Origin of the sequence: Mycolicibacter minnesotensis, from assembly GCF_010731755.1 — a bacterium.
GTDB lineage: Bacteria > Actinomycetota > Actinomycetes > Mycobacteriales > Mycobacteriaceae > Mycobacterium > Mycobacterium minnesotense.
This window is the reverse complement of the sequence record NZ_AP022589.1, coordinates 1,042,828-1,062,939: the sequence shown is the minus strand read 5'-3', so window position 1 is coordinate 1,062,939 and position 20,112 is coordinate 1,042,828. Positions and strand designations below refer to the sequence as shown.

The 20,112-nt window shown below is 66.5% G+C and carries 29 protein-coding genes; 26 read left to right on the top strand and 3 right to left on the bottom strand.

Going from position 1 to position 20,112, the window contains the following annotated elements; translation table 11 throughout:
* Positions 1 to 75: 75 nt before the first annotated feature.
* On the bottom strand, positions 76 to 549 hold the full coding sequence (locus tag G6N09_RS05170; RefSeq protein WP_083026792.1) for a hotdog fold domain-containing protein: 474 nt from the start codon (positions 547 to 549) through the stop codon (positions 76 to 78).
* Positions 550 to 955: 406 nt separating this feature from the next.
* Here G6N09_RS05170 and rpsJ point away from each other — a divergent pair, with 406 nt between their 5' ends.
* The 13 genes from rpsJ (at position 956) to G6N09_RS05105 (ending at position 9,876) form a co-directional block, all read left to right on the top strand.
* Complete coding sequence (rpsJ, locus tag G6N09_RS05165; RefSeq protein WP_003883485.1) at positions 956 to 1,261, top strand: 30S ribosomal protein S10; 306 nt, start codon at positions 956 to 958, stop codon at positions 1,259 to 1,261.
* A gap of 14 nt (positions 1,262 to 1,275) precedes the next feature.
* Positions 1,276 to 1,929 (top strand): 50S ribosomal protein L3, encoded by a 654-nt coding sequence (rplC, locus tag G6N09_RS05160; protein ID WP_083026791.1) that lies wholly within the window; start codon positions 1,276 to 1,278, stop codon positions 1,927 to 1,929.
* The gene (rplD, locus tag G6N09_RS05155; RefSeq protein ID WP_083026790.1) at positions 1,929 to 2,585 is read left to right on the top strand and encodes a 50S ribosomal protein L4; all 657 of its coding nucleotides are present in this window, start codon (positions 1,929 to 1,931) and stop codon (positions 2,583 to 2,585) included. The genes rplC and rplD overlap by 1 nt, the downstream gene beginning before the upstream one ends.
* Complete coding sequence (gene rplW, locus G6N09_RS05150; RefSeq protein WP_046188185.1) at positions 2,585 to 2,887, top strand: 50S ribosomal protein L23; 303 nt, start codon at positions 2,585 to 2,587, stop codon at positions 2,885 to 2,887. The genes rplD and rplW overlap by 1 nt, the downstream gene beginning before the upstream one ends.
* A 27-nt stretch (positions 2,888 to 2,914) precedes the next feature.
* Positions 2,915 to 3,754 carry a 50S ribosomal protein L2 gene (gene rplB / locus G6N09_RS05145; RefSeq protein WP_083026789.1) on the top strand — a complete coding sequence of 280 codons (840 nt, stop codon included), beginning with the start codon at positions 2,915 to 2,917 and terminating at the stop codon, positions 3,752 to 3,754.
* Positions 3,755 to 3,771: 17 nt separating this feature from the next.
* Positions 3,772 to 4,053, top strand: coding sequence for a 30S ribosomal protein S19 (rpsS, locus tag G6N09_RS05140; RefSeq protein WP_083026788.1), 282 nt, complete (start codon positions 3,772 to 3,774; stop codon positions 4,051 to 4,053).
* Positions 4,050 to 4,646, top strand: a complete 597-nt coding sequence (gene rplV, locus G6N09_RS05135; protein ID WP_083026787.1) for a 50S ribosomal protein L22 — start codon at positions 4,050 to 4,052, stop codon at positions 4,644 to 4,646. Before rpsS ends, rplV begins: the two co-directional genes overlap by 4 nt.
* A complete protein-coding gene (gene rpsC / locus G6N09_RS05130; RefSeq protein ID WP_083026786.1) occupies positions 4,646 to 5,494 on the top strand; it encodes a 30S ribosomal protein S3 in 849 nt (282 codons plus the stop codon). Before rplV ends, rpsC begins: the two co-directional genes overlap by 1 nt.
* Before the next feature lie 2 nt (positions 5,495 to 5,496).
* Complete coding sequence (rplP, locus tag G6N09_RS05125) at positions 5,497 to 5,913, top strand: 50S ribosomal protein L16 (protein ID WP_024440409.1); 417 nt, start codon at positions 5,497 to 5,499, stop codon at positions 5,911 to 5,913.
* Positions 5,913 to 6,155: a 50S ribosomal protein L29 gene (rpmC, locus tag G6N09_RS05120; protein WP_047318355.1), complete on the top strand. Its 243-nt coding sequence runs from the start codon at positions 5,913 to 5,915 to the stop codon at positions 6,153 to 6,155. The genes rplP and rpmC overlap by 1 nt, the downstream gene beginning before the upstream one ends.
* Positions 6,155 to 6,472 (top strand): 30S ribosomal protein S17, encoded by a 318-nt coding sequence (gene rpsQ / locus G6N09_RS05115; protein ID WP_083026785.1) that lies wholly within the window; start codon positions 6,155 to 6,157, stop codon positions 6,470 to 6,472. The genes rpmC and rpsQ overlap by 1 nt, the downstream gene beginning before the upstream one ends.
* 172 nt (positions 6,473 to 6,644) lie before the next feature.
* Complete coding sequence (locus G6N09_RS05110) at positions 6,645 to 8,993, top strand: arylsulfatase (RefSeq protein ID WP_083026806.1); 2,349 nt, start codon at positions 6,645 to 6,647, stop codon at positions 8,991 to 8,993.
* 4 nt (positions 8,994 to 8,997) lie between these two features.
* Positions 8,998 to 9,876, top strand: a complete 879-nt coding sequence (locus G6N09_RS05105) for a formylglycine-generating enzyme family protein (RefSeq protein WP_083026784.1) — start codon at positions 8,998 to 9,000, stop codon at positions 9,874 to 9,876.
* Positions 9,877 to 9,896: 20 nt separating this feature from the next.
* On the opposite strand, the gene pstS is transcribed toward G6N09_RS05105, so the two are convergent.
* Positions 9,897 to 11,009, bottom strand: a complete 1,113-nt coding sequence (gene pstS / locus G6N09_RS05100) for a phosphate ABC transporter substrate-binding protein PstS (RefSeq protein WP_083026783.1) — start codon at positions 11,007 to 11,009, stop codon at positions 9,897 to 9,899.
* Between the two features lie 177 nt (positions 11,010 to 11,186).
* Between pstS and G6N09_RS05095 the strand changes: the two genes are divergently transcribed.
* The 13 genes from G6N09_RS05095 (at position 11,187) to G6N09_RS05035 (ending at position 18,801) form a co-directional block, all read left to right on the top strand.
* A complete protein-coding gene (locus tag G6N09_RS05095; protein ID WP_083026782.1) occupies positions 11,187 to 12,113 on the top strand; it encodes a DUF4436 domain-containing protein in 927 nt (308 codons plus the stop codon).
* Between the two features lie 236 nt (positions 12,114 to 12,349).
* Entirely contained in the window at positions 12,350 to 12,718 is a 369-nt protein-coding gene (rplN, locus tag G6N09_RS05090) for a 50S ribosomal protein L14 (protein WP_024440402.1), read from the top strand.
* Complete coding sequence (rplX, locus tag G6N09_RS05085) at positions 12,719 to 13,036, top strand: 50S ribosomal protein L24 (protein ID WP_083026781.1); 318 nt, start codon at positions 12,719 to 12,721, stop codon at positions 13,034 to 13,036.
* 2 nt (positions 13,037 to 13,038) lie between these two features.
* On the top strand, positions 13,039 to 13,602 hold the full coding sequence (gene rplE, locus G6N09_RS05080; protein WP_083026780.1) for a 50S ribosomal protein L5: 564 nt from the start codon (positions 13,039 to 13,041) through the stop codon (positions 13,600 to 13,602).
* A gap of 4 nt (positions 13,603 to 13,606) precedes the next feature.
* On the top strand, positions 13,607 to 13,792 hold the full coding sequence (locus G6N09_RS05075; protein WP_024440399.1) for a type Z 30S ribosomal protein S14: 186 nt from the start codon (positions 13,607 to 13,609) through the stop codon (positions 13,790 to 13,792).
* Between the two features lie 19 nt (positions 13,793 to 13,811).
* Positions 13,812 to 14,210, top strand: coding sequence for a 30S ribosomal protein S8 (gene rpsH, locus G6N09_RS05070; protein ID WP_083026779.1), 399 nt, complete (start codon positions 13,812 to 13,814; stop codon positions 14,208 to 14,210).
* 13 nt (positions 14,211 to 14,223) lie between these two features.
* Complete coding sequence (gene rplF / locus G6N09_RS05065; protein ID WP_083026778.1) at positions 14,224 to 14,763, top strand: 50S ribosomal protein L6; 540 nt, start codon at positions 14,224 to 14,226, stop codon at positions 14,761 to 14,763.
* Positions 14,764 to 14,765: 2 nt separating this feature from the next.
* Positions 14,766 to 15,173, top strand: coding sequence for a 50S ribosomal protein L18 (gene rplR, locus G6N09_RS05060; RefSeq protein ID WP_083026777.1), 408 nt, complete (start codon positions 14,766 to 14,768; stop codon positions 15,171 to 15,173).
* A gap of 34 nt (positions 15,174 to 15,207) precedes the next feature.
* Positions 15,208 to 15,912 (top strand): 30S ribosomal protein S5, encoded by a 705-nt coding sequence (gene rpsE / locus G6N09_RS05055; RefSeq protein WP_407662684.1) that lies wholly within the window; start codon positions 15,208 to 15,210, stop codon positions 15,910 to 15,912.
* Between the two features lie 2 nt (positions 15,913 to 15,914).
* On the top strand, positions 15,915 to 16,097 hold the full coding sequence (rpmD, locus tag G6N09_RS05050; protein ID WP_046188197.1) for a 50S ribosomal protein L30: 183 nt from the start codon (positions 15,915 to 15,917) through the stop codon (positions 16,095 to 16,097).
* The gene (rplO, locus tag G6N09_RS05045) at positions 16,094 to 16,534 is read left to right on the top strand and encodes a 50S ribosomal protein L15 (RefSeq protein WP_083026775.1); all 441 of its coding nucleotides are present in this window, start codon (positions 16,094 to 16,096) and stop codon (positions 16,532 to 16,534) included. Before rpmD ends, rplO begins: the two co-directional genes overlap by 4 nt.
* A gap of 101 nt (positions 16,535 to 16,635) precedes the next feature.
* On the top strand, positions 16,636 to 18,408 hold the full coding sequence (gene sppA / locus G6N09_RS05040; RefSeq protein WP_083026774.1) for a signal peptide peptidase SppA: 1,773 nt from the start codon (positions 16,636 to 16,638) through the stop codon (positions 18,406 to 18,408).
* 87 nt (positions 18,409 to 18,495) lie between these two features.
* Positions 18,496 to 18,801 carry a DUF732 domain-containing protein gene (locus G6N09_RS05035; RefSeq protein WP_165756597.1) on the top strand — a complete coding sequence of 102 codons (306 nt, stop codon included), beginning with the start codon at positions 18,496 to 18,498 and terminating at the stop codon, positions 18,799 to 18,801.
* 25 nt (positions 18,802 to 18,826) lie between these two features.
* On the opposite strand, the gene G6N09_RS05030 is transcribed toward G6N09_RS05035, so the two are convergent.
* A complete protein-coding gene (locus G6N09_RS05030) occupies positions 18,827 to 20,059 on the bottom strand; it encodes a serine hydrolase domain-containing protein (RefSeq protein ID WP_083026772.1) in 1,233 nt (410 codons plus the stop codon).
* Positions 20,060 to 20,112 lie beyond the last annotated feature (53 nt).

Below are 20,112 nucleotides of genomic sequence, written 5' to 3'. Positions count from 1 at the left end.
TCGACCGCCGAGCGTGAAGCCAACTTCACGCTCGGCGGGGGGCGAGGGGGCGAGGGGCGCGGGGCCGAAGTTCGCTCAAGCCGGCGTCACCCAGGTGGTGATATCGGCGTGCACTACCTCGATACCGGCCTTATCGGTGATGCTGACCGGAACCACCACCTCGGTCCCTTCGGTGATGGACACGAAGTCCGGCGGGTCCAGCCGGGCGGTCGCCCGCAACGACGTCGTCGCCTTGGCCAGATAGGCCACGTTCATGGCCTTGGGGATCCAGCGGTGGCTGCGCGGGACGGTGGCCTCCATGAGCATGCCCATCGCGACTTCGGCCGCATTGCAGGAGGCGATCGCATGCACGGTGTGCAGGTGGTTGTAGACGAACGGCCACTTGGGTACCAGCACCTCGGCCAGTCCCGGCTCCATCCGGACCACATGGGGCAGAACTGAGGCGAAGTACGGCACCCGGGCCATCGCCGCGGCCGAGAACAGCCGGGTGCCGCCGGGGATGCCCGCCAGTCGCCGCCACGATTGATAAGTACTGGTAGGTCGGGTCACACCGAGCTACCTTACCCGCTAGTAAGTTCAACGTTCGGGCCGCTCCACAGCTGCCGATCCGAAGCCCCGAGAGCGCTATCGCTGGGGATTTGGCGGCTGCACCGATCTGGGGCATACTATTCAGGTTCGCCTGCGCCGGGGTTGTCCCTGGCCGGGCATACGACCAGCGCCCACCCGGGCGCATCCGGTCCCATTCTCGCCGCACGGAGCATTTTCGCCGTGCACGAGGCCGTGTGCGGGCGACACGCCCGACCGCGGGGGCCGGTGGACCAAGACAGGTAAACAGCGGCGGCAGCGCCCAGCGCAGTGTCGACACCGGACCCACGGGTCCGTCAAGGTGCCGGCAAGCTGGGGCACAAAGGGTTCGAAAGACGGGCCCCCTTTGCAGGAGTGAGGTAGCAGAAGCGTGGCGGGACAAAAGATCCGCATCAGGCTCAAGGCCTACGACCACGAGGCGATTGACGCCTCGGCGCGCAAGATCGTTGAGACGGTCACCCGTACCGGTGCGTCCGTAGTCGGCCCGGTGCCGCTGCCGACCGAGAAGAACGTGTATTGCGTCATCCGGTCCCCGCACAAGTACAAGGACTCGCGGGAGCACTTCGAGATGCGCACCCACAAGCGGCTGATCGACATCCTCGATCCCACGCCGAAGACCGTTGACGCTCTGATGCGCATCGATCTGCCGGCCAGCGTCGACGTCAACATCCAGTAGGAGCACCGAAAACCATGGCACGCAAAGGTATTTTGGGTACCAAACTGGGCATGACGCAGGTGTTCGACGAGAACAACAAGGTCGTGCCGGTCACGGTCGTCAAGGCCGGGCCCAATGTGGTCACCCGCATCCGCACCACCGAGCGCGACGGCTACAGCGCCGTGCAGCTCGCGTACGGCGAGATCAGCCCCCGCAAGGTCAACAAGCCGCTGAGCGGTCAGTACGCGGCCGCGGGAGTCAACCCGCGCCGGCACCTGGCTGAGCTGCGGCTCGACGACGAGACAGCGGCCGCCGGCTACGAGGTCGGCCAAGAGCTGACCGCCGAGATCTTCCAAGACGGCAGCTACGTCGACGTCACCGGCACCTCCAAGGGCAAGGGTTTCGCCGGCACCATGAAGCGGCACGGCTTCCGCGGTCAGGGCGCCGGTCACGGCGCCCAGGCCGTGCACCGCCGGCCGGGTTCCATCGGTGGCTGCTCGACCCCCGGCCGGGTGTTCAAGGGCACCCGCATGTCGGGCCGGATGGGCAGCGACCGCGTCACCACGCAGAACCTGGTGGTGCACAAGGTTGACGCCGAGAACGGTGTGCTGTTGATCAAGGGCGCCATTCCGGGCCGCAACGGTGGGCTTGTTCTGGTCCGCAGCGCGATCAAAAAGGGTGAGAAGTAATGGCCGGCATCAAGATTGACGTCAAGACTCCGGACGGCAAGTCCAGCGGCTCGGTTGAGCTGCCCGCCGAGCTGTTCGACGCTCCCGCCAACATCGCGCTCATGCACCAGGTGGTGATCGCTCAGTTGGCTGCGGCCCGTCAGGGTACGCACTCCACCAAGACCCGCGGTGAGGTCAGCGGCGGTGGCCGTAAGCCTTACCGGCAGAAGGGAACCGGCCGGGCCCGTCAGGGCTCTACCCGGGCGCCGCAGTTCACCGGTGGTGGCGTGGTGCACGGCCCGAAGCCGCGTGACTACAGCCAGCGCACCCCGAAGAAGATGATCGCCGCCGCCCTGCGCGGAGCGTTGTCGGACCGGGCCCGCAACGGCCGGATCCACGCGATCACCGAGCTGGTGACTGGGCAGACCCCCTCGACCAAGGACGCCAAGACGTTCCTGGGCTCGATCACTGACCGCAAGCAGGTGCTGGTGGTCATCGGTCGTGCCGACGAGACGGGCGCCAAGAGCGTGCGCAACCTGCCGGGTGTGCACATCCTGTCCCCGGACCAGCTCAACGCCCACGACGTGCTGCGTGCCGACGATGTGGTGTTCAGCGTCGAGGCTCTGAACTCCTACATTGAGGCTCACAGCGCCAAAACCGAGGAGGTTTCGGCCTGATGGCGACCATCACCGATCCCCGCGACATCATCCTCGCGCCGGTCATCTCCGAGAAGTCCTACGGGCTGATCGAGAACAACGTGTACACGTTCGTGGTGCGCCCCGACACGAACAAGACGCAGATCAAGATCGCGATCGAGAAGATCTTCGCGGTCAAGGTCGCGTCGGTGAACACTGCGAACCGGCCGGGCAAGCGCAAGCGGTCCAAGACCGGCTACGGCAAGCGCAAGGACACCAAGCGCGCCATTGTGACCCTGGCGCCCGGCAGCAAGCCGATCGACCTGTTCGCCGCACCGGCCTGACCGGCGTGAGAGAGAGATCTAACTGACATGGGAATCCGCAAGTACAAGCCGACGACCCCCGGTCGTCGCGGTGCCAGCGTCTCCGATTTCGCTGAGCTCACCCGCTCCCACCCGGAGAAGTCGCTGGTTCGGCCGCTGCACGGCCACGGCGGGCGCAACGCCCACGGCCGGATCACCACCCGGCACAAGGGTGGCGGCCACAAGCGTGCCTACCGCGTGATCGACTTCCGTCGTCACGACAAGGACGGCGTCAACGCCAAGGTCGCACACATCGAGTACGACCCGAACCGCACGGCGCGCATCGCGCTGCTGCACTACCTGGACGGCGAGAAGCGCTACATCATCGCGCCGCAGGGTCTGGCGCAGGGCCATGTGGTCGAGTCGGGTGCGAATGCCGACATCAAGCCCGGCAACAACCTGCCACTGCGCAACATCCCGGCCGGCACCCTGGTGCACGCCGTGGAGCTGCGGCCCGGTGGTGGCGCCAAGTTGGCCCGTTCGGCCGGTTCCAGCATCCAGTTGCTGGGCAAGGAAGGCGCCTACGCCTCGCTGCGTATGCCTTCCGGCGAGATCCGCCGCGTTGACGTGCGCTGCCGCGCCACTGTTGGCGAGGTGGGTAATGCCGAGCAGGCCAACATCAACTGGGGTAAAGCCGGCCGTATGCGGTGGAAGGGCAAGCGCCCGACCGTCCGTGGTGTGGTCATGAACCCGGTGGACCACCCGCACGGTGGTGGTGAGGGCAAGACCTCCGGCGGCCGCCACCCGGTCAGCCCGTGGGGTAAGCCGGAGGGTCGTACCCGCCGGCCGAACAAGCCCAGCGACAAGCTCATCGTCCGACGCCGGCGCACCGGCAAGAACAAGCGCTAGGAAGCGGAGGGAAAACGATGCCACGCAGCCTCAAAAAGGGTCCGTTCGTCGACGACCATGTGCTCAAGAAGGTCGACGTTCAGAACGAGAAGGGCACCAAGCAGGTCATCAAGACCTGGTCACGTCGGTCGACGATCATCCCGGATTTCATCGGGCACACGTTCGCCGTACACGACGGCCGCAAGCATGTTCCGGTATTCGTCACCGAGTCGATGGTCGGGCACAAGCTCGGCGAATTTGCTCCGACGCGCACCTTCAAGGGACACATCAAAGACGACCGGAAGGCTAAGCGCCGGTGAGCGTTACTACTGAATTTCCGTCCGCTGTTGCCAAGGCCCGCCACCTGGGTATCTCGGCCAGCAAGGCGCGCCGCGTGATCAACCTGGTGCGCGGCAAGTCCGTGGCCGAAGCGTTGGACATCCTGCGCTGGGCGCCGCAGCAGGCCAGCCTGCCGTTGGCCAAGGTCATCGCCAGTGCGGCGGCCAACGCCGAGAACAACGAGGGCCTGGACCCGTCCACCCTGGTGGTGGCGACCGTCTACGCCGACGAGGGCCCGACCGCCAAGCGGATCAAGCCGCGCGCCCAGGGGCGTGCGTACCGGATCCGTCGGCGCACCAGCCACATCACTGTGGTGGTGGAGAGTCGGCCGTCCTCCGGTGGCGGTTCGGCGCAGTCTGCCGGTGCCGCCCGGGCGCGTCGTGCGCAGGCCAGCAAGGCCGCCACTGAGGCGGGGGCGAAGACCCCGGCCAAGACGGCGCCGGCCAAGAAGGCTTCCGCAGCCAAGGCTGCTGAGAAGACGACTGAGAAAGCGGCGGCTAAGAAGGCGCCCGCCAAGAAGGCGGCAACCAAGAAGGCGCCTGAGACGTCCGACGCGAAGGAGGGCTCGGAGTAATGGGCCAGAAGATCAACCCGCACGGCTTCCGGCTCGGGATCACCACCGACTGGAAGTCGCGGTGGTATGCAGACAAGCAGTACGCGGACTACGTCAAGGAAGACGTGGCGATCCGCCGGCTGCTGTCGAGCGGTCTTGAGCGCGCCGGCATCGCCGACGTCGAGATCGAGCGCACCCGGGACCGGGTCCGCGTGGACATCCACACCGCCCGGCCGGGCATCGTCATCGGCCGCCGCGGCACCGAGGCCGACCGGATCCGTTCCGACCTGGAGAAGCTGACCGGTAAGCAGGTCCAGCTGAACATCCTCGAGGTCAAGAACCCCGAGTCCACCGCACAGTTGGTGGCCCAGGGCGTGGCCGAGCAGTTGAGCAACCGTGTGGCGTTCCGCCGCGCGATGCGCAAGGCGATCCAGTCGGCGATGCGTCAGCCCAATGTCAAGGGCATCCGGGTGCAGTGCTCGGGCCGCCTGGGCGGCGCCGAGATGAGCCGCTCGGAGTTCTACCGTGAGGGTCGGGTGCCGCTGCACACGCTGCGCGCCGACATCGACTACGGGCTGTACGAGGCGAAGACCACCTTCGGCCGGATCGGTGTGAAGGTCTGGATCTACAAGGGCGACATCGTCGGTGGCAAGCGCGAGCTGTCCGCTGCCGCACCGTCGGCCGACCGTCCCCGCCGGGAGCGGCCGACCGGCACCCGCCCGCGCCGCAGTGGCGCCTCGGGTACCACCGCGACCAGCACCGACGCAGGTCGGGCCGCTGAGAGTACCGAGAACACCGCTGCTGCAGAAACGGTCCAGGAAAGCGCAGTGACCGCGGAGCCGCAGGCAACGCAGAGCACGGAGAGCTAATCATGTTGATTCCCCGTAAGGTCAAGCACCGCAAGCAGCACCACCCCAAGCAGCGCGGTATCGCCAGCGGCGGCACCGCGGTGACGTTCGGTGAGTACGGCATCCAGGCACTGGAGCACGCCTACGTCACCAACCGGCAGATCGAGTCCGCTCGTATCGCCATCAACCGGCACATCAAGCGTGGCGGCAAGGTGTGGATCAACATCTTCCCGGACCGTCCGCTGACCAAGAAGCCTGCTGAAACCCGCATGGGTTCCGGTAAGGGTTCGCCGGAGTGGTGGGTTGCCAACGTCAAGCCTGGCCGTGTGCTGTTCGAGCTCAGCTACCCGAATGAGGCCATTGCCCGTGCCGCACTGACCCGGGCGATCCACAAGCTGCCGATCAAGGCGCGCATCGTGACCCGAGAGGAGCAGTTCTGATGGCAGTGGGAGTTACCGCTGGCGAACTGCGCGAGCTTAACGCTGACGAGCTCGTCGAGCAGTTGCGCGAGTCCAAAGAAGAGCTGTTCAACCTGCGTTTCCAGATGGCGACCGGGCAGCTCACCAACAACCGTCGGCTCCGCACGGTGCGCCACCAGATCGCGCGCATCTACACCGTGTTGCGCGAACGGGAACTGGGCCTGGCGTCCGGTCCCGCTGGTTCTGAAGGCGAGGCATCGTAATGGCACAGGTTGCAAAGGCTAACGCCGCGGAGAAGGGTGCCAAGCACACCCCGCGCACGGAGACGGTGCGTGGCCGCCGCAAGACCCAGATCGGCTACGTGGTCAGCGACAAGATGGAGAAGACCATCGTCGTCGAACTCGAGGACCGTGTGCGGCACCCGCTGTACGGCAAGATCATCCGGACCACCAAGAAGGTCAAGGCACACGACGAGAACAACACGGCCGGCATCGGCGACCGTGTGTCGTTGATGGAGACCCGCCCGCTGTCGGCGTCCAAGCGCTGGCGCCTGGTCGAGATCCTGGAAAAGGCCAAGTAACAGCAGTTGCACCGGGACCCGGACGCGCGCCACACGGCGCTGCGTACCGGGTCCTTGTGCTTTGTGCGCTTGGCCGTGGCCGCCTTCGCTGTGTCGTGACCTCCAAACGCTGCCAGTTGGTCACCGGACCGGTAGTGTCTCATCCGTTCTGGGGGCCGACGACGGAGTGGTGATGGTGGATTTCACGGGCAAGATCAGTCTCGACATCCGGGATTCCGAACCGGATTGGGGCCCGTTCGCCGCGCCTACCGCCCCCGAAGGGGCGCCCAATGTGCTGTACGTGGTGTGGGATGACACCGGCATCGCCACCTGGGACTGCTTCGGCGGCCTGGTGGACATGCCCACGATGAGCAGGATCGCCGAGCGTGGCGTCCGATTGTCCCAGTTCCACACCACCGCACTGTGCTCCCCGACCCGGGCATCGCTGCTGACCGGCCGCAACGCCACCAGCGTGGGCATGGCCACTATCGAAGAGTTCACCGACGGCTTCCCGAACTGCAGCGGCCGGATTCCGTTCGAAACCGCCATGCTCAGCGAGGTCCTGGCCGAGCAGGGCTGGAGCACCTTCTGCGTCGGCAAGTGGCACCTGACCCCGTTGGAGGAGTCCAACCTGGCCGCCACCCGGCGGCACTGGCCCACTCAGCGGGGCTTCGACCGGTTCTATGGCTTCATGGGCGGCGAGACCAACCAGTGGTACCCCGACCTGGTTTATGACAACCACCCGGTGGCCCCGCCTGCCACTCCCGAGGACGGCTACCACCTGTCTAAGGACATCGCCGACAAGACCATTGAGTTCATCCGGGATGCGCAGACGATAGCGCCCGGCAAGCCCTGGTTCGGCTACGTCTGCCCGGGTGCTGGGCACGCACCGCACCATGTTTTCACCGAGTGGGCCGACCGCTACGCGGGCCGCTTCGACATGGGCTATGAGCTGTACCGCGAGGTCGTGCTGGAGAACCAGAAGAAGCTGGGCCTGGTGCCACCCGACACCGATCTCTCCGAGGTCAACCCCTACGCGGGTGTCACCAGCGCCGACGGTCAACCGTGGCCGTTCTTGGACATGGTTCGTCCCTGGGACAGCCTGGACGACTCCGAGAAGCGACTGTTCGCGCGGATGGCCGAAGTGTTCGCCGGATTCCAGAGCTACACCGACGCACAGATCGGCCGGATCCTGGACTACCTGGAGGAGTCCGGGCAACTCGACAACACCATCGTCGTGGTGATCTCGGACAACGGAGCCAGCGGTGAGGGCGGTCCGAACGGATCGCCCAACGAGAACAAGTTCTTCAACGGCTACATCGACTCGGTCGAAGAGGCGATGAAGCTCTTCGACGAGCTGGGCAGCCCGGAGACCTACAACCACTACCCGGTCGGGTGGGCGATGGCGTTCAACACCCCCTACAAGCTCTACAAGCGCTATGCCTCGCACGAGGGTGGCATCGCGGATCCGGCGATCGTCAGCTGGCCCAAGGGAATCCCCGCCCGCGGCGAGGTGCGCGACACCTATGTGAATGTGTGCGACGTGACGCCCACGGTCTACGACCTGATCGGCATCGAACCCCCAGCCACCGTGCGCGGCGTCGCCCAACGACCGCTGGAAGGCGTGAGTTTCAAAGCAGCTCTGACAGATCCAGCCGCAGAGACCGGAAAGGGCACCCAGTTCTACACCATGCTGGGCACCCGTGGGATCTGGCATCGGGGCTGGTTCGCCAATACCGTGCACGCGGCTACGCCCTCGGGCTGGAGTCACTTCGATGAGGACCGCTGGGAGCTTTACAACCTGGCCGAGGACCGCAGTCAATGCCACGATCTGGCAGCTGAGTATCCCGACAAACTCGAAGAGCTCAAGGCGATGTGGTTCGCCGAGGCCGACAAGTACGCGGGTCTGCCGCTGGCCGACCTCAACATCTTGGAGATGACGACCCGCGAACGGCCTTACCTTGCCGGCGACCGCACCAATTACACCTACTATCCGCACACCGCGGAGGTGCCTTTGGGTGCATGCGTGGACCTTCGCGGCCGGTCATTCTCGGTGTTGGCCCGCGTCACGGTGGACGCCGCTGATGCCGAGGGCGTGCTGTTCAAGCAGGGTGCCCGGCATGGCGGTCACGCGCTGTTCGTGCAGGGCGGCAGGCTGCACTACGTCTACAACTTCCTGGGCGAGCGAGAGCAGTGGCTGTCTTCGCCGGATCCCATACCCGTGGGGGACCACATCTTTGGTGTTCGATTCGACCGCACCGGGACCGTCGAGGGTAGTCACACGCCGCTGGGCAAAGCATCGTTGTACATCGACGACGCCGTGGTGGCGACCCTGCCGGATATGGTGGCCCAGCCTGGGGCCTTCGCGTTGGCCGGCGGCGGGGTCAGCGTGGGGCGCAACACCGGGCAGGCGGTCTCGTCGGCCTACCGTGCACCCTTCACCTTCACCGGAGGGACCATCGCGGACGTTTCCGTCGATATCAGCGGCGAGCCGTATCTGGATGTCAAAATGTCTCTTGCGGCGGCATTTTCACGGGACTGATGCCGTGCTGACGGAACTCGTCGACATCCCCGCCGGGGTGTTCCGGATGGGCTCGACGAGTTTCTATCCCGAAGAGGCGCCCATTCACAGCGTGGCGGTCGCGCCGTTCGCGCTGGAACGACATCCGGTAACCAATGTGCAGTTCGCCGAGTTCGTCGCCGCCACAGGCTATGTGACACTCGCTGAACAAGAGCTCGACGCGGCGCGCTACGGCGACGCTGAACCTGGGGCGTTGGTCTTCACCCCGACCCAGGGTCCGGTCGATCTGCGCGACTGGCGGCAGTGGTGGCGATGGGTCCCCGGTGCCAGCTGGCGACGGCCTTTCGGACCGGACAGCACCGTTGCGGACAAGCCGGATCATCCGGTGGTCCAGGTGGCCTACCCCGACGCGACCGCCTATGCCCGGTGGGCGGGCCGACGGCTACCCACCGAAGCCGAGTGGGAGTACGCCGCCCGAGCCGCGGGCACGAGCACCTATGCCTGGGGTGAGGAGGAGCGTCCCGGCAACACTCTGATGGCCAACACCTGGCAGGGCGACTTTCCTTACCGCAACCTCGGCGCGCTGGGCTGGGCCGGGACGTCTCCGGTGGGGGTGTTCCCGCCGAACGGCTGGGGGTTGGTCGACATGATCGGCAACGTCTGGGAATGGACCGGCACCGAATTCGCGGCCCACCACCGGCTCAACGAGGCGCCGAAGGCCTGCTGCGCGCCGGCCGGCCCCGCCGACCCGGATGTCAGTCAAACCCTCAAAGGCGGCTCGCACCTGTGTGCACCGCAGTACTGCCACCGCTATCGGCCGGCGGCCCGCTCTCCGCAGTCCCAGGACACGGCCACCAGCCATATCGGATTTCGTTGCGCGAGCGATCTGGGTGAACCCGCGTAGCGCGCGGGTGAAGGAACGCCCTAGGCGATGGCCTCGATCGCAGTCCAGACGCGCGATTGAAAGTCGGGTGGCAGCGGGATATAGCCCTGCTTGTTGAGGCTGGCCTGGCCCAGACCGGCCGCCGCCTGCAGAAAGCCCTTGACCGCCTGGCCCACGACAGGGTCGGGATACTTCGAGCAGACGATCTCATAGCCGGCCAAGACGATCGGATACACGTCGCCCTCCGTCGGGTTGTAGAACGACGAGATATCGACCACCAGATCGTTTCCGGTTCCGGTGATCTTCGCGCCGGCGATGGTCTTGCCGACCGAATCGGTGCCGATACGCACCGGACGTTTGGATTTGCGGCTGGCCGGGGTTTTTATCTCCGCGGCGAAAAGTCCCTGGTCCATGGCAAAGGCCAACTCGTTGTAGCTGATCGCACCCTCGGTGGTGCGCACCAGTGCCGCGGTGCCCTCGTTGCCCTTGGCGCCCACGCCGACGCCACCGTTGAACGTCTTGTCCGCTTCTTTGTCCCAGACGCCGCCGGATGCGGCGTGCAGGTAGGCCTGGAAGTTCTCGGTGCTGCCGGATAGATCGCTGCGATAGACGACGCGGATCTCCTGGTCAGGCAGGGGTCCGTTCAATGCGACCAGGTCCGGGTCGTCCCAGCGACTGATGTTGCCGCTGAAGATCTTGGCAATAGTGGGGGCGTCGAGAACCAACGAGTCGACGTCGGGCAAGTTGTAGGTGATGGCCATCGGCCCGAACACTATGGGCAGATGCCAGGCGTCGGAACCCCCGCACCGTTGTTTGGCCCGTGCCCGTTGCTCGGCGTTCAGGGGCGAGTCGGAGGCGGCGAAATCGGTTTCCCCGGCGAGGAAGTCGGCGATACCGGCGCCGGAACCGTTGGCCGAGTAGTCGACTGTGCGATCGACGCAGGCGCTGCGGTAGACGTCGGCGAACTCCACCATCGCGTGCGCCTGCGCGGTCGAACCACTGGCCTTCAGTTCTGTCTTGCCGCCGCAGGTCACGAGCTCACTGGCGTAGGCCAGCGTCATATGGGGGACGGTGCACGCCGATAGGGCCGGCGCGCCCGCGGTCAGCAGGATTCCGGCAGCCACAACCGGCCTCGCAGCCCGAAAACGATTCATGGCCGTGTGTATAACAACCCAAACTCGCACCTGGTCGAACACAAGGTGAACGGCGCGTGGTCGGAGAATGACGTCTGGGCAAGAAAGCTCGGATTCCGATGCGCTTGCCGGCCAGCGAGTTTCGCGGAATCTCAGGCACGCCGCGGCCGGCGCCGGTGTTCGCTACTCTGACTGCCGATGATCACAGAGACTCGATCGGACACCGCTGGCGCGGCCGCGAAGCGCCGCCGGCGGCCGCGTTATCTGACGAGCGCGCTCATCCTGGCCGCGATCGTGGCTGCCTACGCGTCATCGCTGTTCGGCGTCCACACGCTGCAGAGATCGGACAGTCCGCTGCCGCCGCTCGACCTGAGCGCGGTGAACCCGGAGGACACCATCGTGCAGGTGCGCCTGCACGAGCTGAACCCGGTCGCGAATCGGCTCGCGGTAGACATCCTCGTCCATCCCGGAGAGTCGTTGTACGACAAGCGGTTCGATGTGCTCAACACCGAGCTCGCGGTCCGGCTGTACCCCCCGAATGACCTAGGCGATTTTCACTTCCCTGCCGGGGATGCGCCGGCGCGGGTCAGCACGACAATCGAGGCGTACGGCGCGCCCGGGAACTGGCCGTTCGACTCCTACACCACCGAGGAGCTGTCGGCCGACGTGTTTGTCGGCACGGGGGAGACCCGCAAACGAATCCCGGCGCGAGTGGAGGTCACCGGAGCGCTGGACGGGTGGGATGCCAGCGTCGCACGCGTCCATGACGCCAGCAGAACCCGAAACCAGCGAGGCGACGCCGATGCCGCGGTGATGGTGAAGATCCAGCGCGCCAGGGGGCCCCTGATCTTCGATCTTGGGATCTGTCTGGTGCTGATCAGCCTGCCGACCCTGGCGCTGGTGGTGGCGGTCCCGATGGCTATGGGCAGGCGCAAGTTTCTGCCGCCATTCGCCACTTGGTATGCCGCAAACCTGTTCGCCATCATTCCGCTGCGCAACATCCTTCCGGGTGCCCCGCCACCGGGATCCTGGATTGACCAGGCAATCGTCCAGTGGGTGCTGATCGCGCTCGCGGCGGCGATGGGGTTGTTCATCTACGCCTGGGTGCGGCAAGGCGACGACTGAGGTCACGAAACGCGGACCGGCCGACCGCTTCGGCGGCCCGTCTCCGCACGCCTTGGCCTGCAATTTGGCGTTGAGGGATCCGTCGCCTAAGCTCTAGGGGTTGCCGTCAGCAGACCTCGGCCAGCGCAAGTTGGCCCTGAGTGCACTTAGGCAATAAAGAAGACCAAGCACGACCGGGGATAATCCCGCATGCCACTTGGCGTGCCGGGCAATGTCCCGATTATTGAGGAGATCTGGTGATTCAGCAGGAATCGCGGTTGAAGGTCGCCGACAACACCGGCGCCAAGGAGATCTTGTGCATCCGGGTGCTCGGTGGCTCGTCGCGGCGATACGCCGGCATCGGTGATGTCATCGTCGCAACCGTCAAAGACGCCATCCCCGGCGGCAACGTCAAGCGGGGCGACGTCGTCAAGGCCGTCGTGGTGCGCACCGTCAAGGAGCGTCGACGCGCGGACGGCAGCTACATCAAGTTCGACGAGAACGCGGCCGTGATCATCAAGGCCGACAACGACCCGCGCGGTACCCGCATCTTCGGGCCGGTTGGTCGCGAGCTGCGCGAGAAGAAGTTCATGAAGATCGTCTCGCTGGCACCGGAGGTGTTGTAGATGAAGGTTCACAAGGGCGACACCGTCCTGATCATCGCCGGTAAGGACAAGGGCGCCAAGGGCAAGGTCCTGCAGGCATTCCCCACCCGCAACCGGGTGCTGGTCCAGGGTGTCAACCGGATCAAGAAGCACGTGGCGAACTCGGCCAACCAGGCCGGCGCGTCCTCGGGTGGCATCGTCACGCAAGAGGCCCCGATCCACGTCTCCAACGTGATGGTCGTCGACTCCGACGGACAGGCCACCCGGATCGGCTACCGGGTGGACGCCGAGTCCGGCAAGAAGGTTCGCGTCTCCAAGCGCAACGGCAAGGACATCTAGAGATGACGACTGCAGAGAAAATCCAGCCCCGGCTGAAGCTGCGCTACCGCGAAGAGATCCGGGACGCGCTGAACAAAGAGTTCAACTACGCCAACGTGATGCAGATCCCGGGCGTGGTGAAGGTCGTGGTGAACATGGGCGTCGGTGAAGCCGCCCGGGACGCCAAGCTGATCAACAACGCGGTCACCGACCTGGCCGCGATCACCGGCCAGAAGCCGGAGATCCGCAAGGCCCGCCTGTCCATCGCGCAGTTCAAGCTCCGCGAAGGGATGCCGATCGGCGCCCGGGTCACCCTGCGCGGTGACCGGATGTGGGAGTTCCTCGACCGGCTCACCTCGATCGCACTGCCGCGTATCCGCGACTTCCGTGGATTGTCGCCCAAGCAGTTCGACGGTTCCGGCAACTACACCTTCGGGCTGGCCGAGCAGTCGATGTTCCACGAGATCGACGTGGACTCCATCGACCGCCCGCGGGGGATGAACATCACCGTCGTCACCTCGGCGACCAACGACGACGAAGGTCGAGCGCTACTGCGGGCTCTCGGCTTTCCGTTCAAGGAGAACTGACCACATGGCTAAGAAGGCTTTGGTTATCAAGGCGGCCCGCAAGCCCAAGTTCGCGGTGCGCGCCTACACCCGCTGCAACAAGTGCGGCCGCCCGCGCGCGGTGCTTCGCAAATTCGGCCTGTGCCGAATTTGCCTGCGCGAAATGGCGCACGCCGGCGAGCTGCCCGGTGTGCAGAAAAGCAGCTGGTGAGGGTGGAGGAGCAGCCTAAATGACTATGACGGATCCCATCGCGGACTTCCTGACCCGTCTGCGTAACGCCAACTCGGCGTTCCACGACGAGGTGACCCTGCCGCACTCGAAGATCAAGGCGAACATCGCCGAGATCCTCAAGCGCGAGGGTTACATCACCGACTACCACGTCGAAGACGCCCGGGTGGGCAAGGCGCTGGTGGTCAACCTCAAGTACGGCCCGAACCGGGAGCGCAGTCTCGCCGGTCTGCGCCGGGTGTCCAAGCCAGGCCTGCGGGTCTACGCAAAGTCGACCAACCTGCCACGGGTGCTCGGCGGCCTGGGCGTGGCGATCATCTCCACGTCCTCGGGTCTGCTCACCGACCGTCAGGCGGCCAGGCAGGGCGTGGGCGGCGAAGTCCTCGCGTACGTGTGGTGAGGGAGTAGCAGACATGTCGCGTATTGGTAAGCAGCCGGTCCCGGTTCCCACCGGGGTCGACGTGACCATTGATGGTCAGAACGTATCGGTCAAGGGACCCAAGGGCACCTTGGAGCTCTCCGTGGCGGAGCCGATCAACGTTGCCCGCAACGATGACGGCGCCCTCGTGGTGACACGGCCCGACGACGACCGGCACAACCGGTCATTGCACGGCCTGAGCCGCACCCTGCTGGCCAACCTGGTCACCGGTGTGTCGGAGGGCTACGTCCGCAAGATGGAGATCTTCGGCGTCGGCTACCGCGTCGCGCTCAAGGGCAGCGACCTGGAGTTCGCGCTGGGCTACAGCCACCCGGTCCTGATCAAGGCTCCGGAAGGCATCACCTTCGCGGTGGAGACGCCCACCAAGTTCTCGGTCTCGGGCATCGACAAGCAGAAGGTCGGCCAGATCTCGGCGAACATCCGCCGCCTGCGCCGCCCCGACCCCTACAAGGGCAAGGGCGTGCGCTATGAGGGTGAGCAGGTACGCCGCAAGGTCGGAAAGACAGGTAAGTAGTCATGGCGCAATCACAGGCGACCCCCACGGTCCGCAAGCCCGTCGGGCAGAACATCTCCGAGGTTCGGCGCACTCACCGCATCCGCCGGCACGCCCGGTTGCGCAAGAAGGTCGCCGGCACCGCCGAGCGTCCTCGCTTGGTCGTGCACCGCTCCTCGCGGCACATCCACGTGCAGCTGGTGGACGACCTCGCCGGCCACACCGTGGCGGCCGCATCGTCGATCGAGGCCGACGTGCGGGCAGTGGACGGCGACAAGAAGGCCCACAGCGTGCGGGTCGGACAGCTGATCGCCGAGCGTGCCAAGGCAGCCGGCGTGCAGGACGTCGTGTTCGACCGCGGTGGCTACACCTACGGCGGCCGTATCGCGGCGCTGGCCGACGCGGCGCGCGAGGGCGGATTGAACTTCTGATGACTGACGTGAAGATGACTGGAAGGACCGCATGATGGCGGAGCAGCCGACAGGGGCCTCCTCGGCAGGTCCCGACACGGGCAGTGCCCACCGCAATGACGGGCGCGACAACCGTGACAACCGGGGTGGCCGTGGCGGCCGCGACGGTGGCCGTGGTGGCCGCGACAACCGCGACGGCGACAAGAGCAACTACCTGGAGCGCGTGGTCGCGATCAACCGGGTGTCCAAGGTGGTCAAGGGTGGTCGCCGGTTCAGCTTCACCGCACTGGTGATCGTCGGCGACGGCAACGGATTGGTGGGTGTCGGTTACGGCAAGGCCAAGGAAGTCCCCGCCGCGATCGCCAAGGGTGTCGAGGAGGCCCGCAAGGGCTTCTTCCGGGTTCCGCTGATCGGTGGCACCATCGTCCACCCGGTGCAGGGCGAAGCCGCCGCCGGTGTGGTGTTCCTGCGCCCGGCCAGCCCGGGTACCGGTGTGATCGCCGGTGGCGCCGTGCGCGCCGTGCTGGAATGCGCCGGGGTTCACGACATCCTGTCCAAGTCGCTGGGCAGCGACAACGCGATCAACGTGGTGCACGCCACCGTGGCCGCGCTGAAGATGATCCAGCGTCCCGAAGAGGTGGCGGCCCGTCGTGGCCTGCCCATCGAAGATGTGGCTCCGGCCGCGATGCTCAAGGCGCGCCGGGAGAGCGAGGCACTCGCGCTCAGCGCTGCACGTGCCGAGCGGGAAGGTTCTGCATAACCATGGCAAACCTGAAGATCACCCAGGTCCGCGGCACCATCGGTGCCCGTTGGAAGCAGCGCGAGAGCCTGCGCACCCTGGGCCTGCGCAAGATCCGCCAGTCGGTGGTGCGTGAGGACAACCCGCAGACCCGTGGGCTGATCCGGGTTGTTCACCACCTCGTGGTAGTGGAGGAAGCAGAATGACGATCAAGCTGCACGACCTGCGCCCAGCGCCCGGGTCGAACACTAAGAAGACCCGCGTCGGGCGTGGTGAGGGTTCCAAGGGTAAGACCGCGGGACGTGGCACCAAGGGCACCAAGGCCCGCAAGAACGTGCCGGTCCGGTTCGAGGGTGGGCAGATGCCGATCCACATGCGGCTGCCCAAGCTCAAGGGCTTCCGCAACCGGTTCCGCACCGAGTACGACGTCGTGAACGTCGGCGACTTGGGCCGGCTGTTCCCCGAGGGGGGCACCGTCGGTCTCGACGAGCTGGTCGCCAAGGGTGCCGTCCGGAAGAACACGCTGGTCAAGGTGCTCGGCGACGGCAAGCTTGCTGTCAAGGTGGACGTCACGGCCCACAAGTTCAGCGGTAGCGCCAAGGACAAGATCACCGCAGCCGGAGGCTCCGCCACCGAGCTGTAGGGTCCGACCCCGCGCGACGCCACAGAATCGCACTCCACCGCCTGGTGGGGTGCGATTCTGCGTCTGGTGGGCATCTCCCGTGGCGCCGGTAGGCTCGCCACATGTTCTCTCTGTTGCCCGGCGTTCCCGGGATGGACGACTTGCGCGGCGTGGTCCGTCGCATCGATACAGCCCGGCACCATGGCGTGCCCCAGGGCGTCATCCTGGAACTCGACCTGCAGGAGCTTCCGCACGAGACGGGATCATTTGACCCGCTGGCGCTGATCCGCTCCGGTGGCCGGCCGGCGATGCTGCGCGACGTGGTGGCCGCCCTTCACCGCGCGACGCATGATCCCCGAGTAGCGGGCTTGATCGCCCGGGTGCAGCTCTCCGCGGCGGCCGCCGGGCCGGTGCAGGAGTTGCGGGCCGCGGTCGCCGAGTTCGCCGCCGCCAAGCCGTCGCTGGCGTGGGCCGAGACTTACCCTGGCACGCTGTCCTACTACCTGGCGTCGGCGTTCGGTGAGGTGTGGATGCAGCCGTCGGGCACCGTCGGGCTGATCGGCTTCGCCACTAATGCGACCTTCCTGCGCAATGCCCTGGACAAGGCCGGCATTGAGGCGCAGTTCGTCGCTCGCGGCGAGTACAAGTCGGCGGCCAATATGTTCACCCAGGACTCCTACACCGAGGCGCACCGCGAGGCCGACACCGCGCTGGTGGAGAGCCTGCATGCTCAGGTGCGCGCGGCCGTCGCCGAATCGCGACACCTCGAGGCCGACGTCGTCGACGCTGTGGCCGACCGGGCGCCGCTGTTGCGCGACGACGCCGTGCAGTCCGGCCTGATCGATCGCATCGGATTCCGTGACGAGGCCTACAACCGAATCGCCGAGTTGGCCGGGGCTGACCTGCGGGCCGGGGCTGACGGCGAAGACGCACCGCCGCGCCTGTATCTGTCCCGTTATGCCCATGCCACCGCCGAGGGAGCGCGTCAGGGGCTGCCCGGACGTAAGCCGAAGCCGGCGATCGCGGTGGTGACGGTGGCCGGTGCGATCGTCAGCGGCTCGGGTGGGCCACAGCTCTCGCCACTGGGTAACCGCAGCGTCGGTGGGGACACGATTGCCGCGGCGCTGCGTGAAGCGGCGGCGGATGACGACGTCGCCGCGATCGTGTTGCGGGTGGACAGTCCGGGCGGCTCGGTCACCGGTTCGGAAACTATCTGGCGAGCCGTCGAGCAGGCCCGCGCCGCCGGTAAGCCGGTGGTGGCCTCGATGGGCGCGGTCGCCGCCTCCGGTGGGTACTACATCTCGGCGGGCGCCGACACGATCGTGGCCAACCCCGGGACCATCACCGGCTCTATCGGTGTGGTGACCGGCAAGTTGGTCGCACGCCGGCTCAAAGAACGCCTCGGCGTGGGCTCCGATTCGGTACGGACCGGTGCCAATGCCGACGCCTGGTCCTCCGACGCACCGTTCACCCCTGAACAGCAGGGGCAGGTCGAGACCGAGGCCGACCTCTTCTATGACGACTTTGTGGCGCGGGTGGCGCAGGGCCGCAAGCTGTCGGTCGAGGCGGTGGACGCGGTGGCTCGAGGGCGGGTCTGGACCGGCGCGGACGCGGCCGAACGCGGGTTGGTCGACGAGTTGGGCGGGCTGCGCACTGCGGTGCGGCGTGCCAAGGAGTTGGCCGGGCTCGACTCCGACGCCCGGGCGCGGATCGTGTCCTACCCCGGTTCGTCGATGTGGGACTTCGTTCGTCCGCGCGCGTCGTCACAGCCGGCGGCGGCGCTGTCCGACGCGGTCGGAAACCTGGTGATCCGGTCTGTGGTCGGGCTCGTCGAGCAGGTCGAGCGTTCGGTCAACGGTGCGCAGGTGTTGTGGATGGGGGCGTCGCGCTGGTAGAGCGCGTTACGCCGAGTCAACAATTCTCTTTGCGGCTGAAAGCGTTTGGTAACACGTCTTTAACGGGCGGAGCCCATGCTGGGTGGCATGAAACGGTTACTGCTGCTGGCTGGTCTGTGCGCCATGGTCGGCCTGGCCGCGCCCGCCCAGGCCGCGCCCGCGGGTGTCGATGGGCAGTTCCTGACCACCCTGACCGGTGCCGGATTGAGTCACAGCGGCAGTGATCAGGCCACCGTGTCCGCGGGCCACGCGGTGTGTCAGCTGATGGACGCGGGCCTGTCGCCCATGGACACGGTCGTGGCGGTTCAGACCACCAATCCCGGCTTCACCATTCACACGGCCGCGCAGTTCGCGGCGATCTCGACAGCGCACTACTGCCCCCAGTACATGTAGGGCCCGTCGCGGCGATAGCGGCGTGTTAAGCCTGCGGCCGGGCAGCCAGCACGTCGCGGAACAACGCCTGGCGTAGCGCGAGTTCGCGCGGATCGCTGTGGAGATGAAAGCCCAAGCGGTTCATCACATAGGAATAGCCGACGCCGGTGTCAGGATCGGCGAACCCGAACGAGCCGCCGAAGCCCGGCGTGCCGTATGCCTTATCCGACGAGCCGAAGCCGGCGGTGAAGGCCGGTTTGGACAGCCCCAGCGAGAAGACCAGCTCGACGCCCAGGACCTTGTCGCGTTCGCCGCAGGAAGGTGCCGCCGGGGTTGCCGCGAGTTCACGGTGCACGTCTGGACTCAGCGGCAACACCGGATCCGCGGTAGCCGCGGCCCCGTAGAGGCGTGCGATCGCCGAGGCGGAACCGATTCCGTTGGCCGACGGAATCTCGACTGCACGCACATCGTCGCGGTTGTAGTCGCCGTCCCAGGGACTGATATCGCTGGGCAGCGAGCTCGCCCGCCCCAGCAGGCCAAACGGATTGAAGGAAGCTGCCACCAGCGCCGGCGGCATCACGGTGAGGTGCAGCAGCGCTTCGGCGCGCTTCCACTGGTGCAGCAGCGCCACCTGGTCGCGCGATACCGACTTCGGCAGTCCGATATGCAGATCCAGGCCCAGCGGAGCGGCGATCTCTTGGGCGAAGAAGCGGCCCAACGTGCGGCCTGCCGGGTCGGTGCGCCGGATGAGTTCGGATTCGTACCAGCCCAACGTGACCGCGTGATAGCCGTGCCGGGTGCCCGGCGCCCAGAGTGGCTTCTGAGCGGCGAGCATGGGTGCAAGTCGGTCCGGGTCCGCGACGTCGGCCAGGGTGGGCGCGGGCTTCAGTGCGCTGAGGCCGGCCTGGTGGCCCAGCAGTTGGCGGATCGTCACGTCGCCCTTGCCGGCCTGCGCGAATTCCGGCCAGTGGGTGGCGACCGTGTCGTCATAGCCGAAGAGTCCGCGGGACACCGCCAGCGCTACGGCCAGCGCTGCCACGCCCTTGGTGCTGGAGAAGACGTTGACCATGGTGCCCTGCTCCCATGGGGTGCGTGCCAGCCCGTCACGGTAGCCGCCCCACAGGTCGACGACTTTGACACCGTCGCGGTACACCGCGACCGCAGCGCCGACCTCACGCCCCGCCGTGAAGTTCGCGCGAAACGCGTCGGCGACCCTGCCATATCCCTCATCGACGTCGCCGCCGATCAGGTCCTGCGGAACCTTGACCCTGAGCACCATTGGTGTGGTTATACCGGTACCGCCGACCTGCCATCGGCGAATGACGAAAGCCG

Excerpts from the sequence above, each read along its gene's own strand:
- rpsQ (WP_083026785.1), top strand. The coding sequence starts at position 6,155 with ATGGCACAGGTTGCAAAGGCTAACGCCGCGGAGAAGGGTGCCAAGCAC.
- rplX (WP_083026781.1), top strand. The coding sequence starts at position 12,719 with ATGAAGGTTCACAAGGGCGACACCGTCCTGATCATCGCCGGTAAGGAC.
- rpsS (WP_083026788.1), top strand. The coding sequence starts at position 3,772 with ATGCCACGCAGCCTCAAAAAGGGTCCGTTCGTCGACGACCATGTGCTC.
- rplR (WP_083026777.1), top strand. The coding sequence starts at position 14,766 with ATGGCGCAATCACAGGCGACCCCCACGGTCCGCAAGCCCGTCGGGCAG.
- G6N09_RS05095 (WP_083026782.1), top strand. The coding sequence starts at position 11,187 with ATGATCACAGAGACTCGATCGGACACCGCTGGCGCGGCCGCGAAGCGC.
- rpmC (WP_047318355.1), top strand. The coding sequence starts at position 5,913 with ATGGCAGTGGGAGTTACCGCTGGCGAACTGCGCGAGCTTAACGCTGAC.
- rplP (WP_024440409.1), top strand. The coding sequence starts at position 5,497 with ATGTTGATTCCCCGTAAGGTCAAGCACCGCAAGCAGCACCACCCCAAG.
- rpmD (WP_046188197.1), top strand. The coding sequence starts at position 15,915 with ATGGCAAACCTGAAGATCACCCAGGTCCGCGGCACCATCGGTGCCCGT.
- G6N09_RS05035 (WP_165756597.1), top strand. The coding sequence starts at position 18,496 with ATGAAACGGTTACTGCTGCTGGCTGGTCTGTGCGCCATGGTCGGCCTG.
- rpsH (WP_083026779.1), top strand. The coding sequence starts at position 13,812 with ATGACTATGACGGATCCCATCGCGGACTTCCTGACCCGTCTGCGTAAC.
- G6N09_RS05110 (WP_083026806.1), top strand. The coding sequence starts at position 6,645 with ATGGTGGATTTCACGGGCAAGATCAGTCTCGACATCCGGGATTCCGAA.
- G6N09_RS05030 (WP_083026772.1), bottom strand. The coding sequence starts at position 20,059 with ATGGTGCTCAGGGTCAAGGTTCCGCAGGACCTGATCGGCGGCGACGTC.
- rplO (WP_083026775.1), top strand. The coding sequence starts at position 16,094 with ATGACGATCAAGCTGCACGACCTGCGCCCAGCGCCCGGGTCGAACACT.
- rplE (WP_083026780.1), top strand. The coding sequence starts at position 13,039 with ATGACGACTGCAGAGAAAATCCAGCCCCGGCTGAAGCTGCGCTACCGC.
- rpsE (WP_407662684.1), top strand. The coding sequence starts at position 15,208 with ATGGCGGAGCAGCCGACAGGGGCCTCCTCGGCAGGTCCCGACACGGGC.
- rplC (WP_083026791.1), top strand. The coding sequence starts at position 1,276 with ATGGCACGCAAAGGTATTTTGGGTACCAAACTGGGCATGACGCAGGTG.
- sppA (WP_083026774.1), top strand. The coding sequence starts at position 16,636 with ATGTTCTCTCTGTTGCCCGGCGTTCCCGGGATGGACGACTTGCGCGGC.
- rplB (WP_083026789.1), top strand. The coding sequence starts at position 2,915 with ATGGGAATCCGCAAGTACAAGCCGACGACCCCCGGTCGTCGCGGTGCC.
- pstS (WP_083026783.1), bottom strand. The coding sequence starts at position 11,009 with ATGAATCGTTTTCGGGCTGCGAGGCCGGTTGTGGCTGCCGGAATCCTG.
- rplD (WP_083026790.1), top strand. The coding sequence starts at position 1,929 with ATGGCCGGCATCAAGATTGACGTCAAGACTCCGGACGGCAAGTCCAGC.
- rplW (WP_046188185.1), top strand. The coding sequence starts at position 2,585 with ATGGCGACCATCACCGATCCCCGCGACATCATCCTCGCGCCGGTCATC.
- rpsC (WP_083026786.1), top strand. The coding sequence starts at position 4,646 with ATGGGCCAGAAGATCAACCCGCACGGCTTCCGGCTCGGGATCACCACC.
- G6N09_RS05075 (WP_024440399.1), top strand. The coding sequence starts at position 13,607 with ATGGCTAAGAAGGCTTTGGTTATCAAGGCGGCCCGCAAGCCCAAGTTC.
- rplF (WP_083026778.1), top strand. The coding sequence starts at position 14,224 with ATGTCGCGTATTGGTAAGCAGCCGGTCCCGGTTCCCACCGGGGTCGAC.